We start from the raw sequence: 13,999 nt of genomic DNA, 5'->3' as shown, positions 1-13,999 counted from the left end.
ATGGCCTTGTCCCTCCCCCGCCCGCACCGCGTCGACGTACAGATCGCCGTGGGCAGCGTGCTCGCCGGGCTCGCCCTGTGGGGGCTCGGCCTGCCCATGCAGACGGACCGGCTGCTCGGCCTCAACTGGTCGCTGGTCCCGCTCTTCGTCCTGGGCGGAGTCGAGCTGCTGCGCCAGAGCATGCCGCGGACCGCCCTGGTCATCGCCACGCTCGCCCTGACCTTCGACCAGTTCACGGCCGGCAACCTGGCGTCGGTCCTGATGTTCACGGACATCATGTACGCGGCTGTCGTGTACGGGACACCGGCCTCGGCCCGCCGCATCCCGCTCACCACGGGTGCCATCACGGTGGTGCTCACGGTCGGCCTGCTCGCGTGGTGGCAGGAGCCGGAAGCGGTGCTCATCGGCGTGGCCAGCGGCATCGTCTCGTTCGGTCCCGCGGCCACCGGCGTCCTGGTGCGCAACCACCGCGAGGCCACCGCGGCGGCCAAGCTGCGGGCCGAACAGACCGCGCTGCTCGCCGAGATGGACCGCGTACAGGCCATCACCGCCGAACGCGCCCGGATGGCCCGCGAGCTGCACGACATGGTCGCCAACCACCTCTCGGCCATCGCCATCCACTCCACGGCCGCGCTCTCCCTGGACGACCCGAAGACCACCCGCGACGCCCTCGCCGTCATCCGCGAGAACAGCGTCGAGGGCCTGGCCGAGATGCGCCGCCTCATCGGCATCCTGCGGGACGCCGGCGACGACCTGGAGCCCACGGTCGCGCCCACCCTGGACGGCCTCGGCTCCCTGATCGCGGGCGCCCGTACCAATGGTCTGGACGTCACGCTCGACGACGGCCGCGAGCCGGAAGGCCCCAAGCTCCCCGCACCCGTGGAGCTCGCCGCCTACCGCATCGTCCAGGAGTCCCTGACCAACGCCCTCAAGCACGCGTCGCCCGGCCTGGTCACGGTGGCGCTCACTCAGGGCCCACGTTCCTTCGACGTCCACGTGACCAGCCCGTACGGCTCCCCCGCCGGACCCCGCGCCCCCGGCTCCGGAGCCGGTCTCGTCGGCATGCGCGAACGCACCGAACTGCTCGGCGGGACCTTCGAGTCGGGCCCCGTCGCCACCGCGGACGGCAAGGTCTGGGACGTCCGTGCCACCCTTCCCGTCGACCCCGCAGACCAAGGAGCCACCCCATGATCCGAGTGCTCGTCGCCGAGGACCAGTCCGCCGTACGGGCGGGACTCGTCCTGATCCTGCGCAGCGCGCCGGACATCGAGGTGGTCGGCGAGGCATCGGACGGCGAGGAGGCGGTGGCGCTCGCCCGTGAACTGAGGCCCGATCTCGTGCTCATGGACATCCAGATGCCGCGCCTCGACGGGGTCTCGGCGACCCGTCAGGTCGTCGCCGACGGTCTCGCGGACGTCCTCGTCCTGACCACCTTCGACCTCGACGAGTACGTCTTCGGTGCACTGCGGGCGGGCGCCTCCGGCTTCCTCCTGAAGAACACCGAGGCCAAGGACCTCCTGGAGGCGGTCCGCGCGGTCGGCCGCGGCGAAGGCCTGATCGCCCCGGCCGTCACCCGGCGGCTGATCGCCGAGTTCGCCGCCCCGAAGAACGCGCGGCCCGCGCGCCGGGAGAACGGACCCGATCCCGCCATCCTCGACACCCTCACCCGCCGCGAGCGCGAGGTGCTCGCCCGGCTCGGCGAGGGACTGTCGAACGCGGAGATCGCGGGCCGCCTGGACATGGCGGAGGCGACGGTGAAGACGCACGTCAGCCGACTGCTCGCCAAGCTTGAGCTGCGCAGCAGGGTCCAAGCCGCCGTACTCGCACAGGAGTTGGGTGTATGAGCCCGGCTCCGGTGCGCCCGACCGGCGCGATCCGGCCAATGGTTCAGACCTCTTGACCGCTGGTCCAGACCTTTCTATTCTCACCGCACTGCGGTGAGCACTCCCCCCACGTGTTCCAGGTGCTCACGGGCGGCGCAGGGATCCACCCCCTATGACCCCCGGATCTCACCCGAGGAGCACACCTTGCGCACCTTGCGCTTCAGACACAGAGCCGTGGCAGGTCTCACCACCCTGCTGCTCCCGCTCGCCACCCTGGTCGCACTCGGCGGTCCCGCCGAAGCCGCGCCGGAAGCCGCCCCCGCGGCCACCGCCACGTACGCCAAGACCCAGGACTGGGGCAGCGGCTTCGAGGGCAAGTGGACCGTCAAGAACACCGGAACCACCACCATCAGCTCCTGGAACGTCGAGTGGGACTTCCCCACCGGCACGAAGGTCTCCTCCGCCTGGGACGCCACCGTCACCAACTCCGGCAACCACTGGACCGCCAAGAACCTCGGCTGGAACGGGACGCTCGCCCCCGGCGCCTCCGTCTCCTTCGGGTTCAACGGCTCGGGCCCCGGCTCGCCCTCCAACTGCCTGATAAACGGAGCCAGTTGTGACGGCGGCAGCGTCCCCGGCGACGAGGCGCCCTCGGCCCCCGGCACCCCCACCGCGTCCGACATCACCGACACCTCGGTGAAGCTCGCCTGGAAGGCGGCCACCGACGACAAGGGAGTCAAGAACTACGACGTCCTGCGCGACGGCTCCAAGGTCGCCACGGTGACCGGCACCTCGTACGCCGACAGCGGCCTCAGCAAGGGCACCGACTACTCGTACACGGTCCGGGCCCGCGACACCGCCGACCAGACGGGACCGGCCTCCGGCGCCGTCAAGGTGCGCACGACGGGCACCACCGACCCGGGTCCAGGCCCCGGTGACAAGGTCAAGCTCGGCTACTTCACCCAGTGGGGCGTCTACGGCCGCAACTACCACGTGAAGAACATCGACACCTCGGCCTCCGCCTCCAAGATCACGCACATCAACTACGCCTTCGGCAACGTCCAGGGCGGCAAGTGCACGATCGGCGACGCCTACGCCGACTACGACAAGGCCTACACCGCCGACCAGTCCGTCGACGGCAAGGCCGACACCTGGGACCAGCCCCTGCGCGGCAACTTCAACCAGCTGCGCAAGCTCAAGGCCAAGCACCCGAACCTCAAGGTCCTGTGGTCCTTCGGCGGCTGGACCTGGTCCGGCGGCTTCACCGACGCCATGAAGAACCCGGCGGCCTTCGCCAAGTCCTGCCACGACCTCGTGGAGGACCCGCGCTGGGCCGACGTCTTCGACGGCATCGACCTGGACTGGGAGTACCCCAACGCCTGCGGCCTGACCTGTGACACCAGCGGCCCGGCATCGATGAAGAACATGATGCAGGCGTTCCGCACCGAGTTCGGCAAGGACGCCCTCGTCACCGCCGCCATCACCGCCGACGGCTCCAGCGGCGGCAAGATCGACGCGGCCGACTACGGCGGCGCCTCGCAGTACGCCGACTGGTTCAACGTCATGACGTACGACTTCTTCGGCGCCTGGGCGGCCAAGGGCCCGACGGCCCCGCACTCCCCGCTCACCTCCTACCCCGGCATCCCGCAGGACGGCTTCAACACCGCCGACGCGATCTCGAAGCTGAAGGCCAAGGGCGTACCCGCCGCGAAGCTCCTGCTCGGCATCGGCTTCTACGGCCGCGGCTGGACCGGCGTCACGCAGAAGGAGCCCGGCGGCACGGCGACGGGCGCCGCGCAGGGCACGTACGAGGCGGGCATCGAGGACTACAAGGTCCTGAAGAACTCCTGCCCCGCCAACGGCACCATCGCCGGCACGGCCTACGCCCACTGCGGCAACAACTGGTGGTCGTACGACACCCCGGCGACGGTCAAGAGCAAGATGGCCTGGTCGAAGCAGCAGGGCCTGGGAGGCGCCTTCTTCTGGGAGTTCAGCGGTGACACCACCAACGGCGAGTTGGTGTCTGCCATCAATGACGGTCTGAAGTAACCCGTCCCGCATAGACGAAGCCGGGGAGAACAGGTACGCCCCCTGTTCTCCCCGGCTTCTTGCGTGTGCAGCTAGGCCACGTTCACCCGCTGGCCCGGAGGCGCCGCCTCCAGCCAAGCCAGGAAACCCGTGAGCGCGTCCTCGCCCATCGCCAGCTCAAGGCGTACGCCGCGGTGCAGACAGCCGAGGACGATCGCGTCGGAGAGCAGTGCGAGCTCCTCCTCGCCGTCCGGCGCGCGACGGTCGACGACCTCGATGGCCGAGCGCTCCAGGGTCCGCCGAGGACGGGGAGCGTACGAGAAGACGCGGTACCACTCGATCCGGTCGCCGTTGTAGCGGGCGACCCCGTACCCCCAGCCCTTGCCGGAGGTGTCGCCCTTCTCCGGGGCGTTCCAGCGCAGGCTGCAGTCGAAGGTGCCGCCGGAACGCTGGATGAGCCGGCGCCGCAGCCCGAAGACGAAGAGCCCCACCAACACCAGCACGACCAACACGAGTCCGCACACGAGCAGAGTGAGGATCATCGGCACCGACCTCCTCGCCTCTACGTAACGGACCAACAGAATTGCACCCGCATTGCCTCAGCCGCGACCCGGTCCGGATTGCTCCGGACCTGGCCGCGGCTGAGTCACGTCAAACGCCGTCGCGCCGGTTTCAGCGCGACGACACCGCCCGCAGTCGGACGTCCGCGCGACGCTCGGCGGAGGCGTCGGCCTCCGACTTCGCGCGCTCGAGCGCCCGCTCCGCACGCTGGACATCGATCTCGTCCGACAGCTCGACGATCTCAGCAAGCAGCGACAGCTTGTTGTCCGCGAAGGAGACAAATCCTCCGTGGACGGCGGCGACGACCGTGTTGCCGTCACTCGTACGAATGGTCACCGGGCCCGACTCCAGCACACCCAGAAGCGGCTGGTGACCGGGCATGACGCCGATGTCGCCGGACGTGGTGCGCGCGACGACCAGGGTGGCCTCGCCGGACCAGACACTGCGGTCCGCGGCGACCAGCTCGACATGCAGCTCAGCAGCCAAGGGTGGCTCCTCGGGTCACCACCCGGCGGCTTCGCCGGGTGTTGGGTCAAATTCTAGTGGGCGTACCGGGAGGGGCGGGACTCGCCCACCCCTCCCGTGAGTCACGGACTCAGGAGACGCCGAGCTCCTTGGCCTTCGCCTTCAGGTCCTCGATGCCACCGCACATGAAGAACGCCTGCTCGGGGAAGTGGTCGTACTCGCCGTCGATGATCGCGTTGAACGCCGCGATCGACTCGTCGAGCGGCACGTCCGAACCGTCGAGACCGGTGAACTGCTTGGCGGCGTGCGTGTTCTGCGACAGGAAGCGCTCGACGCGGCGGGCACGCTGGACGACCAGCTTGTCCTCCTCGCTGAGCTCGTCGATGCCGAGAATCGCGATGATGTCCTGGAGGTCCTTGTACTTCTGCAGGATTCCCTTGACGCGCATGGCGGCGTCGTAGTGGTCCTGCGCGATGTAGCGCGGGTCCAGGATGCGGGACGTCGAGTCCAGCGGGTCCACCGCCGGGTAGATGCCCTTCTCCGAGATCGGACGCGACAGCACGGTCGTCGCGTCGAGGTGCGCGAAGGTCGTGGCCGGAGCCGGGTCGGTGAGGTCGTCCGCGGGGACGTAGATCGCCTGCATCGAGGTGATCGAGTGACCACGCGTCGAGGTGATGCGCTCCTGGAGGAGGCCCATCTCGTCGGCCAGGTTCGGCTGGTAGCCCACCGCGGAGGGCATACGGCCGAGCAGGGTCGAGACCTCGGAACCGGCCTGCGTGAAGCGGAAGATGTTGTCGATGAAGAACAGCACGTCCTGCTTCTGCACATCGCGGAAGTACTCCGCCATGGTCAGACCGGCCAGGGCGACGCGCAGACGCGTGCCCGGCGGCTCGTCCATCTGGCCGAAGACCAGGGCGGTCTTGTCCAGAACGCCCGACTCTTCCATCTCGTCGATGAGGTCGTTGCCCTCACGCGTGCGCTCGCCGACGCCGGCGAACACGGAAACGCCCTCGTGCAGCTTGGCCACACGCATGATCATTTCCTGGATGAGGACGGTCTTGCCGACGCCCGCTCCACCGAACAGACCGATCTTTCCACCCTTGACGTACGGGGTGAGAAGGTCGACGACCTTCAGGCCGGTCTCGAACATCTCGGTCTTGGACTCGAGCTGGTCGAAGGCCGGGGCCTTGCGGTGGATCGGCCAGCGCTCGGTGACGTCGGCCTCGGCCTCGGGGTGGTTCAGGATCGCACCGAGGGTGTTGAACACCTTGCCCTTGGTGATGTCACCGACGGGGACGGTGATGCCCGTGCCCGTGTCGGTCACCGCGGCCTGGCGGACCAGACCGTCGGTGGGCTGCATCGAGATGGCGCGGACGATGCCGTCACCGAGGTGCTGGGCGACCTCGAGCGTCAGCGTCTTCTTCTCGCCGTCCTTGGCCGGGTCGGCCACCTCGACGTGAAGCGCGTTGTAGATGTCCGGCATCGCGTCGACGGGGAACTCCACGTCGACGACCGGGCCGATCACCCGGGCGACGCGGCCCGTGGCAACGGCCGTATCAACAGTGGTCGTCATTACTTGTCACTCCCCGCGGAAGCGTCGGCCAGGGCACTGGAGCCACCGACGATCTCGCTGATTTCCTGGGTGATTTCGGCCTGGCGGGCCGCGTTGGCAGAACGGGTGAGAGCGTTGATCAGGTCACCCGCGTTGTCGGTCGCCGACTTCATCGCGCGGCGCGTGGCGGCGTGCTTGGAAGCAGCCGACTGGAGCAGCGCGTTGTAGATACGGCTCTCGACGTAGCGCGGCAGCAGGGCGTCGAGGACGTCCTCCGCCGACGGCTCGAAGTCGTACAGCGGACGGGCCTCGTCACTCTGGCCCGCCTCCTCCGCGACCTTGTCGAGGCTCAGCGGGAGCAGCCGGGAACCGGTCGCTTCCTGCGTCATCATCGAGATGAACTCGGTGTAGACGATGTGGAGTTCATCCACGCCGCCCTCGGCCGTGTCCGTCTCGATGGCCTCGATCAGGGGTGCGGCGATCTCCTTGACGTCCGCGTAGGACGGGGCATCGGTGAAGCCCGTCCACTGACCGGAGATCTTCCGCTCACGGAAGTTGTAGTGCGCGATGCCACGGCGGCCGACGATGTACGTGTCGACCTCCTTGCCCTCGCCCTTCAACTTCTCCGTGAGCTTCTCCGCACCCTTGATGGCGTTGGAGTTGAAGGCGCCGGCCAGACCGCGGTCGCTCGAGAGGAGCAGGACAGCGGCCCGGGTCGGAGCCTCGGCCTCGGTGGTCAGCGGGTGCTTGTCGTTCGCACCCGTGGCCACCGCGGTGACCGCGCGGGTCAGCTCGGTCGCGTACGGAGTGGAGGCGGTCACCTTGCGCTGTGCCTTGACGACACGCGAGGCGGCGATCATCTCCATCGCCTTGGTGATCTTCTTGGTCGCGGTGACGGATTTGATGCGACGCTTGTAGACCCGGAGCTGGGCTCCCATGAGTCAGGTCCCTTCCGTCGTCACTTGGACGCGTCGACGGCAGCCGGAGCGTCCTCGCCGAGCAGCTTGCCGTCCGAGGTCTCGAACTGCTTCTTGAACTCGGCGACGGCGTCGGCGATGGCCGTGATCGTGTCGTCGGACATCTTGCCGCCCTCCTTGATGGAGGTCATCAGGCCCTGCTCCTTGCGGTGCAGGTACTCGAGCAGCTCACGCTCGAAGCGCCGGATGTCGACGACCGGGACCTCGTCCATGCGGCCCGTGGTGCCGGCCCAGATGGAGATGACCTGGTCCTCGGTGGCCATCGGCTGGTACTGAGCCTGCTTGAGCAGCTCGACCATCCGCTGACCGCGCTCGAGGGAGGCCTTCGACGCGGCGTCCAGGTCGGAACCGAAGGCGGCGAACGCCTCCAGCTCGCGGTACTGGGCGAGGTCCACGCGCAGTCGGCCGGAGACCTGGCGGATCGCCTTGTGCTGGGCGGAGCCACCGACACGGGAGACCGAGATACCGACGTTCAGGGCCGGACGCTGACCGGCATTGAACAGGTCGGACTCCAGGAAGCACTGACCGTCGGTGATGGAGATGACGTTGGTCGGAATGAACGCCGACACGTCGTTCGCCTTGGTCTCGACGATCGGGAGACCCGTCATCGAGCCCTTGCCCATCTCGTCCGAGAGCTTCGCGCAGCGCTCGAGAAGACGCGAGTGCAGGTAGAAGACGTCACCCGGGTAGGCCTCGCGCCCCGGCGGGCGGCGGAGCAGCAGGGACACGGCGCGGTAGGCGTCGGCCTGCTTCGAGAGGTCGTCGAAGATGATGAGGACGTGCTTGCCCTCGTACATCCACTGCTGGCCGATGGCCGAACCGGTGTAGGGCGCCAGGTACTTGAAGCCCGCCGGGTCGGACGCCGGGGCGGCGACGATGGTCGTGTACTCAAGCGCGCCGGCCTCTTCGAGGGCACCGCGCACGGAGGCGATGGTGGAGCCCTTCTGACCGACGGCGACGTAGATGCAGCGCACCTGCTTGTTCACGTCGCCCGAGCGCCAGTTGTCGCGCTGGTTGATGATCGTGTCGACGGCCAGGGCGGTCTTGCCCGTCTGGCGGTCGCCGATGATCAGCTGACGCTGGCCACGGCCGATCGGGGTCATCGCGTCGACGGCCTTGTAGCCGGTCTCCATCGGCTCGTGGACCGACTTGCGGTCCATGACCGTGGGGGCCTGCAGCTCGAGGGCGCGGCGGCCGGACGTCTCGATCTCGCCGAGACCGTCGATCGGGGCGCCGAGCGGGTCGACGACACGGCCGAGGTAGCCCTCGCCGACCGCGACGGACAGGACCTCGCCGGTACGGGTGACCGGCTGGCCCTCTTCGATGCCGCTGAACTCGCCGAGTACGACGGCGCCGATCTCGCGCTCCTCAAGGTTGAGGGCGAGACCGAGGGTGCCGTCCTCGAACTTCAGCAGCTCGTTGGCCATGGCCGAGGGGAGGCCCTCGACCTTCGCGATACCGTCACCGGCGACGGTGACCGAACCGACCTCCTCGCGCGAGGCCGCGTCCGGCTTGTACGCCTGGACAAAGTTCTCCAGTGCGTCCCGGATCTCCTCCGGCCGGATCGTGAGCTCCGCCATCTGGGTTCCCTGCTCTCCTTGTTGGGCCCGAAGTTTCACTTTGGGGGTCTGGGGACTCCCCCCAAGTAAGAGGTGAATCCTCTGCACGGCCCAACTAGGGCCGTAATTACAACGTTTTGCGTTACTGCTAGCGCGCCATGCGGCGGTGTGCGTCCTCGAGGCGGTCCGCGATGCTGCCGTTGATGATCTCGTCGCCGACCTGCACCGTGATCCCGCCGAGGACCTCGGGGTCCACGTCGAGGTTCAGGTGCATCTCGCGGCCGTAGACCTTCGCGAGGGCGGCACCGAGGCGCTGCTTCTGCTGGTCCGAGAGCGGCACAGCGGAAGTGACGACGGCGACCATCCGGCTGCGGCGGTCCGCGGCCAGCTTGGAGAGGGACTCGAGTCCCGACTCCAGGCTACGTCCACGGGGCGCGGTCACGAGGCGCTCGACGAGCCGCTCCGTGGCCTCGTTGGCCCTGCCCCCGAGCAGGCTGCGCAGCAGCTCGCTCTTGGCGGCACCCGAGGCGGCGCGGTCGGTCAGCGCGGACCGGAGCCCGGTGTTCGAGGAGACGATCCGGCCGAACCGGAACAGCTCGTCCTCGACGTCGTCCAGCGCGCCCGACTTCTGCGCACCGGTCAGCTCGGCGAGGTTGGTGAGCTCCTCGAGGGCGTCCACCAGGTCACGCGACTGCGACCAGCGCGAGCGGACCAGGCCGGCCACCAGGTCGGCGGTCTCGCCGCCCACCTGCCCGCCGAGCAGCCGCCCGGCGAGCTCTGCCTTGGCCTCACCGGACTGCGACGGGTCGGTCAGGACCCGGCGCAGCGACACCTCGCGGTGCAGGAGCGCCGTGACCGAGGCCAGCTCGTCCGCCAGCTGCCGTACGTTCACCGAGGTGTTGTCGGTCAGCGCGTCGAGACGCTCTCGCGCGGCCGCGAGGGCCTCGCGGCTGGCTCCGTGCGCTGTCATCGAGCCGCCTCGGCCTTCTCCTCGAGCTCGTCGAGGAAACGGTCGATGGTGCGGCTCTGCCGGGCGGAGTCCTCGAGGGACTCACCGACGAGCTTGCCGGCCAGGTCGGTGGCCAGCTGGCCCACGTCCTGACGCAGCGACTGCGCGGCGGCCTTGCGGTCGGCGGCGAGCTGCGCGTGACCGGCGGCCACGATCTCCTCGCGCTGACGCTGGCCTTCGGCACGCATCTCAGCGATGAGCTGGGCGCCCTGCTCCTGCGCCTCCTGGCGCAGACGCGCGGCCTCGTGCCGTGCCTCGGCGAGCTGAGCCTTGTACTGCTCGAGCACGCTCTGGGCCTCGGTCTGAGCGGCCTCGGCCTTCTCGATACCGCCTTCGATCGCCTCCCGGCGCTCGTCCAGAACCTTGTTGATGTTCGGGAGGAGCTTCTTCCAGAAGAAGAAGAAGACGATGGCGAAGGCGATGGCGCCGACGAGCAGCTCAGGACCCGGCGGGACGAGCGGGTTCTGCTCTTCCTCGGCCGCCAGCTGAACCAGGTTGGCGATCACATCAATGCCTTTCGTCGAAAAGTGTCAGTAAGCAGTGACTACTTACCGAACACGAACGGCATAACGATGCCGATGAGGGCGAGCGCCTCACAGAAGGCGAAGCCGAGAATCTGGTTGGCGCGGATCAGACCGGCGGCCTCGGGCTGACGGGCCAGGGCCTGGGTGCCGTTACCGAACACGATGCCGACGCCGATGCCGGGGCCGATCGCGGCGAGACCGTAGCCGATGGAGCCGAGGGAGCCGGAGACGCCTGCGGCGAGTTCGAGGGTCGCGGACATGCCGTTACTTCCTTCTCTTTCATGGACCGGTGGGGGTTGGCCACCGGGCGATCTGGGGGCTGGAAAGCCGGGTCTTGCTCAGTGGTGCTCGGCGAGAGCGCCCTGAATGTAGGTGGCGGAGAGGAGCACGAAGACGTACGCCTGGACCGCCTGCACGAAAAGTTCGAAGAGGATCATGACGACGGTCATCACGAACGAGACACCGGCGGCGGGGATCATCCAGCTGTTCAGCAGGTACCAGGAGGCGACGGTGAACATCACCAGCATCAGGTGACCGGCGAACATGTTGGCGAAGAGTCGCACGGCGTGCGTGAAGGGACGCACAAGCAGGTTCGAGAAGAACTCGATGAACGACACGAGCCACTTGATCGGGCCCAGCGAGTTGTCGTAGCCGGTGATGTTCTTCCAGCCGCCGACGAACCCGTGGCGCTTAAAGGTGAGAGGCACCCAGATGAAGTAGACGATGGCCGCGAGGACGATCGGGTACGCGATGACCGACGAGACCGGGAACTGGGTCAGCGGGATCACGGACCAGATGTTCATGATCCAGATGAAGAAGAACATCGAGACCATCAGGGGGACGTACTTCTCGCCCTCCTTCTTGCCCATCGTCTCGTAGACGATGCCGCGGCGTACGAAGTCGTAGCCGGCCTCACCGATCATCTGCAGCTTGCCCGGGACCATCTTGGCCTTGCCGAACGCCGCGTAGAAGAAGGTGACAACGACGAGCGTGGTCAGCAGGGCGAGCAGCATGACCTTGTTGAACTCGAACCCGCCGACCTCGAAGATCGGCTTGAAGAGGAACGAGTGCAGGCCCGGAGCCGGGAAGCCACAGCCGTTGTCGGACATGATCCGACAGCTCCAGTCAAAGGCGAGCTCAGTTTGGTCAGCACTCACCGCGGGCTCCTTCGGCGTGACGCATAGGTACGGCAACCTCGTTGTCGTGTCGGCGCGGCGCGCAGCCGCGGTTCGGCACCAGACTGGTGTTTCGGATGTGGGCGCGGCGTCCAGGCATCGAGCCTCGCGATCGTGCAGGCGTCAGCTCAGATGCCCGCGCCGGCAGTGCCGCAGTTGGCACCGGACGATAGCAGCATCTCGAACGGCCATTTATCCCGCCCCTACCCTTCACGTCGAGGACCCCGACTTCTCCGGCTTGTCGTTCTGCTCGGAGTCGGGATCGACGTAAAGGATCTTGGCCTTCATGAACGCGCGGGCCTGCGACGCCATCCATACGACGGTCGCGACCACAAGACCCACGGCAAACGCCTTGGGGTTGAACAACGTGGTGTCCTTGAAGAGAGCCACGAAGACAAGAAGCAGCAGGAGTTGGGCGACGTAGAGCATCAGCCCCATCGCCTGGAACAACTGCGGAAGCGATTTCGCCGTGCGTTGCAGCACGAACATCCCGAGCCCCATGAACGCGATGACCACCAGCGTGCCGACGACCGCACCGAGCGCTCCCTTGCCGCCCGCGACCACGGCACTGACCGCGGCGGTGATCGCACCGGCGGCAGCAGTGGGTACGGCGGACAGAAGGAGAGTTCGGGTGTCTTGAGACGGCATGGCGGCGCTCCGCTTACTGATGGGGGCAGGGTGTCGTCATGGACGAGCGTAGTCCGGGGTCGAGAGTGTCCCTCGGGCCAATGGACCGTCGCACTACGGTCCTTCGGCTCTATCCCCTGGTTTCGTGAACGGTATCACAAACTATTTGATGAGGTCTTTACCTGCTAGGTGTGCTCGCCGTCACACATGAGAGTGGTTCCGCGCGTATGTGCACGCGGCGCGGCAACTTGTCTGGTATTGGGCGAGTTTGCCAGCCGCCGTCAACTCGATGACTCGGCCTTGTGCCGGTCGTCGAAGTGTGAGCGGGTGCCAACTGCCGTCGCTCCGTTGACGCCCGGTGCGACCGGAGGGCTGTCCTCCGTCGCTGCGTCCGTCGCATCCGTCCCGTCCGCCGCGGCACCCCTGCGCCGCCGGTAACGCGGCGGCACGAAGGACTCCGCCCAGCGCGGGATGTGCGGCCTGAACCGCGGCAGCATCAGCAGCACGAGGCCCACCGCGCTCAGGGCGACGATGACGAGCAGGATCCACATGCTGGCCGAGTGGACCGAGTACGCCACCGTGCCGAAGCCGATCAGCGCCGACCAGAAGTACATGATCAGCACCGCGCGGCTGTGGGAGTGGCCGATCTCGAGGAGACGGTGGTGCAGGTGTCCGCGGTCGGCGGCGAACGGCGACTTGCCGTTCCACGTACGCCGCACGATCGCGAGGACCAGGTCGGCGAACGGGATCGCGATGATCGTCAGCGGCATCAGGAGCGGGATGAAGACCGGGAGCATCGCGTGCGTCGCGTCGCGGGTGCCCCCGAAGTTCAGGCTCAGGGCGTCGCCGTCGATCTGACCCGTGGCGGAGATCGCGCCCGCCGCGAGCACCAGGCCGATCAGCATCGAGCCCGAGTCCCCCATGAAGATCCGGGCGGGATGGAGGTTGTGCGGCAGGAAGCCCAGGCACATGCCCATCAGGATCGCGGCGAAGAGCGTGGCGGGGGCCGCGGCCTCGATGCCGTAGCCGTACCAGATGCGGTAGGCGTAGAGGAAGAACGCCGTGGCCGCGATGCAGACCATGCCCGCGGCGAGGCCGTCGAGGCCGTCCACGAAGTTCACGGCGTTGATGGTGATGACGACGAGCGCGACCGTCAGGAGCGTGCCCTGGCCCTGGTCTAGGAGGACCATGCCGTAGCCGGGGACCGGGATCCACAGGATCGTCAGGCCCTGGAGGACCATGACACCGGCGGCGATCATCTGGCCGCCCAGCTTGATCAGGGCGTCGATCTCGAACTTGTCGTCCAGGACACCGATCAGCCAGATCAGCGCGGCGCCGGAGAGCAGCGCGCGCGGTTCGTTGGACCGCTCGAAGACGTCGTTCAGATTCGGCAGGTGGTCGGCGACGAGGAGTCCGGCGCACAACCCGAAGAACATCGCGATACCGCCGAGCCGGGGCGTTGGCTCCCGGTGCACGTCGCGGGCGCGGATCTCCGGCATGGCGCCGGCCACGATCGCGAACTTCCGCACCGGGCCGGTCAGCAGGTAAGTCACCGCGGCCGTGATGCAGAGCGTCAGCAGGTATTCACGCACGGGCTTCCCCACAGGTATCGCTGGCCATCTCAGCCCCACACCCTAGCTCTGCGTGCATATGGTGGGGGACTTCCGGGTAGCGACGATGGTTGCACGAGTACGCGCCT

Annotated in this window: 14 protein-coding genes; 3 read left to right on the top strand and 11 right to left on the bottom strand. The window is 67.8% G+C overall.

Features of this window, described 5'->3' with window-relative positions:
* The 3 genes from AB0I66_RS20615 to AB0I66_RS20605 all read left to right on the top strand — a co-directional run bounded on the left by AB0I66_RS20615 (position 1) and on the right by AB0I66_RS20605 (position 3,872).
* The gene (locus tag AB0I66_RS20615; RefSeq protein ID WP_363209296.1) at positions 1 to 1,191 is read left to right on the top strand and encodes a histidine kinase; all 1,191 of its coding nucleotides are present in this window, start codon (positions 1 to 3) and stop codon (positions 1,189 to 1,191) included.
* Positions 1,188 to 1,844, top strand: coding sequence for a response regulator transcription factor (locus AB0I66_RS20610; RefSeq protein WP_363209295.1), 657 nt, complete (start codon positions 1,188 to 1,190; stop codon positions 1,842 to 1,844). The genes AB0I66_RS20615 and AB0I66_RS20610 overlap by 4 nt, the downstream gene beginning before the upstream one ends.
* Before the next feature lie 192 nt (positions 1,845 to 2,036).
* Positions 2,037 to 3,872 (top strand): glycoside hydrolase family 18 chitinase, encoded by a 1,836-nt coding sequence (locus AB0I66_RS20605; protein WP_363209414.1) that lies wholly within the window; start codon positions 2,037 to 2,039, stop codon positions 3,870 to 3,872.
* Positions 3,873 to 3,943: 71 nt separating this feature from the next.
* Here the strand turns inward: AB0I66_RS20605 and AB0I66_RS20600 are convergent, their stop codons facing one another.
* The 11 genes from AB0I66_RS20600 to AB0I66_RS20550 all read right to left on the bottom strand — a co-directional run bounded on the left by AB0I66_RS20600 (position 3,944) and on the right by AB0I66_RS20550 (position 13,892).
* Positions 3,944 to 4,393: a DUF2550 domain-containing protein gene (locus tag AB0I66_RS20600; RefSeq protein ID WP_361833629.1), complete on the bottom strand. Its 450-nt coding sequence runs from the start codon at positions 4,391 to 4,393 to the stop codon at positions 3,944 to 3,946.
* 130 nt (positions 4,394 to 4,523) lie between these two features.
* Positions 4,524 to 4,898 (bottom strand): F0F1 ATP synthase subunit epsilon, encoded by a 375-nt coding sequence (locus tag AB0I66_RS20595; RefSeq protein ID WP_361049993.1) that lies wholly within the window; start codon positions 4,896 to 4,898, stop codon positions 4,524 to 4,526.
* A gap of 109 nt (positions 4,899 to 5,007) precedes the next feature.
* Positions 5,008 to 6,450 (bottom strand): F0F1 ATP synthase subunit beta, encoded by a 1,443-nt coding sequence (gene atpD, locus AB0I66_RS20590; RefSeq protein WP_363209294.1) that lies wholly within the window; start codon positions 6,448 to 6,450, stop codon positions 5,008 to 5,010.
* Complete coding sequence (locus AB0I66_RS20585) at positions 6,450 to 7,367, bottom strand: F0F1 ATP synthase subunit gamma (RefSeq protein WP_363209293.1); 918 nt, start codon at positions 7,365 to 7,367, stop codon at positions 6,450 to 6,452. Before AB0I66_RS20585 ends, atpD begins: the two co-directional genes overlap by 1 nt.
* 20 nt (positions 7,368 to 7,387) lie before the next feature.
* The gene (atpA, locus tag AB0I66_RS20580; protein ID WP_363209292.1) at positions 7,388 to 8,986 is read right to left on the bottom strand and encodes a F0F1 ATP synthase subunit alpha; all 1,599 of its coding nucleotides are present in this window, start codon (positions 8,984 to 8,986) and stop codon (positions 7,388 to 7,390) included.
* 127 nt (positions 8,987 to 9,113) lie between these two features.
* The gene (locus AB0I66_RS20575; protein ID WP_363209291.1) at positions 9,114 to 9,935 is read right to left on the bottom strand and encodes a F0F1 ATP synthase subunit delta; all 822 of its coding nucleotides are present in this window, start codon (positions 9,933 to 9,935) and stop codon (positions 9,114 to 9,116) included.
* Complete coding sequence (locus AB0I66_RS20570; protein ID WP_363209290.1) at positions 9,932 to 10,480, bottom strand: F0F1 ATP synthase subunit B; 549 nt, start codon at positions 10,478 to 10,480, stop codon at positions 9,932 to 9,934. Before AB0I66_RS20570 ends, AB0I66_RS20575 begins: the two co-directional genes overlap by 4 nt.
* Before the next feature lie 38 nt (positions 10,481 to 10,518).
* Positions 10,519 to 10,758: an ATP synthase F0 subunit C gene (gene atpE / locus AB0I66_RS20565; protein WP_055564408.1), complete on the bottom strand. Its 240-nt coding sequence runs from the start codon at positions 10,756 to 10,758 to the stop codon at positions 10,519 to 10,521.
* A 78-nt stretch (positions 10,759 to 10,836) separates the two neighbouring features.
* Positions 10,837 to 11,607 (bottom strand): F0F1 ATP synthase subunit A, encoded by a 771-nt coding sequence (gene atpB, locus AB0I66_RS20560; protein ID WP_363209413.1) that lies wholly within the window; start codon positions 11,605 to 11,607, stop codon positions 10,837 to 10,839.
* 276 nt (positions 11,608 to 11,883) lie between these two features.
* The gene (locus tag AB0I66_RS20555) at positions 11,884 to 12,321 is read right to left on the bottom strand and encodes a hypothetical protein (RefSeq protein ID WP_363209289.1); all 438 of its coding nucleotides are present in this window, start codon (positions 12,319 to 12,321) and stop codon (positions 11,884 to 11,886) included.
* A gap of 260 nt (positions 12,322 to 12,581) precedes the next feature.
* Entirely contained in the window at positions 12,582 to 13,892 is a 1,311-nt protein-coding gene (locus AB0I66_RS20550; protein ID WP_363209288.1) for an MraY family glycosyltransferase, read from the bottom strand.
* Positions 13,893 to 13,999 lie beyond the last annotated feature (107 nt).

It is taken from the genome of Streptomyces sp. NPDC050439 (assembly GCF_040655335.1).
Taxonomy (GTDB): Bacteria; Actinomycetota; Actinomycetes; order Streptomycetales; family Streptomycetaceae; genus Streptomyces.
The sequence above is the reverse complement of the archived record's forward strand: the minus strand, read 5'-3'. Positions and strand labels throughout refer to the sequence as shown.

Excerpts from the sequence above, each read along its gene's own strand:
- AB0I66_RS20615 (WP_363209296.1), top strand. The coding sequence starts at position 1 with ATGGCCTTGTCCCTCCCCCGCCCGCACCGCGTCGACGTACAGATCGCC.
- AB0I66_RS20610 (WP_363209295.1), top strand. The coding sequence starts at position 1,188 with ATGATCCGAGTGCTCGTCGCCGAGGACCAGTCCGCCGTACGGGCGGGA.
- AB0I66_RS20600 (WP_361833629.1), bottom strand. The coding sequence starts at position 4,393 with ATGATCCTCACTCTGCTCGTGTGCGGACTCGTGTTGGTCGTGCTGGTG.
- atpD (WP_363209294.1), bottom strand. The coding sequence starts at position 6,450 with ATGACGACCACTGTTGATACGGCCGTTGCCACGGGCCGCGTCGCCCGG.
- AB0I66_RS20585 (WP_363209293.1), bottom strand. The coding sequence starts at position 7,367 with ATGGGAGCCCAGCTCCGGGTCTACAAGCGTCGCATCAAATCCGTCACC.
- atpA (WP_363209292.1), bottom strand. The coding sequence starts at position 8,986 with ATGGCGGAGCTCACGATCCGGCCGGAGGAGATCCGGGACGCACTGGAG.
- AB0I66_RS20575 (WP_363209291.1), bottom strand. The coding sequence starts at position 9,935 with ATGACAGCGCACGGAGCCAGCCGCGAGGCCCTCGCGGCCGCGCGAGAG.
- atpE (WP_055564408.1), bottom strand. The coding sequence starts at position 10,758 with ATGTCCGCGACCCTCGAACTCGCCGCAGGCGTCTCCGGCTCCCTCGGC.
- atpB (WP_363209413.1), bottom strand. The coding sequence starts at position 11,607 with ATGTCCGACAACGGCTGTGGCTTCCCGGCTCCGGGCCTGCACTCGTTC.
- AB0I66_RS20555 (WP_363209289.1), bottom strand. The coding sequence starts at position 12,321 with ATGCCGTCTCAAGACACCCGAACTCTCCTTCTGTCCGCCGTACCCACT.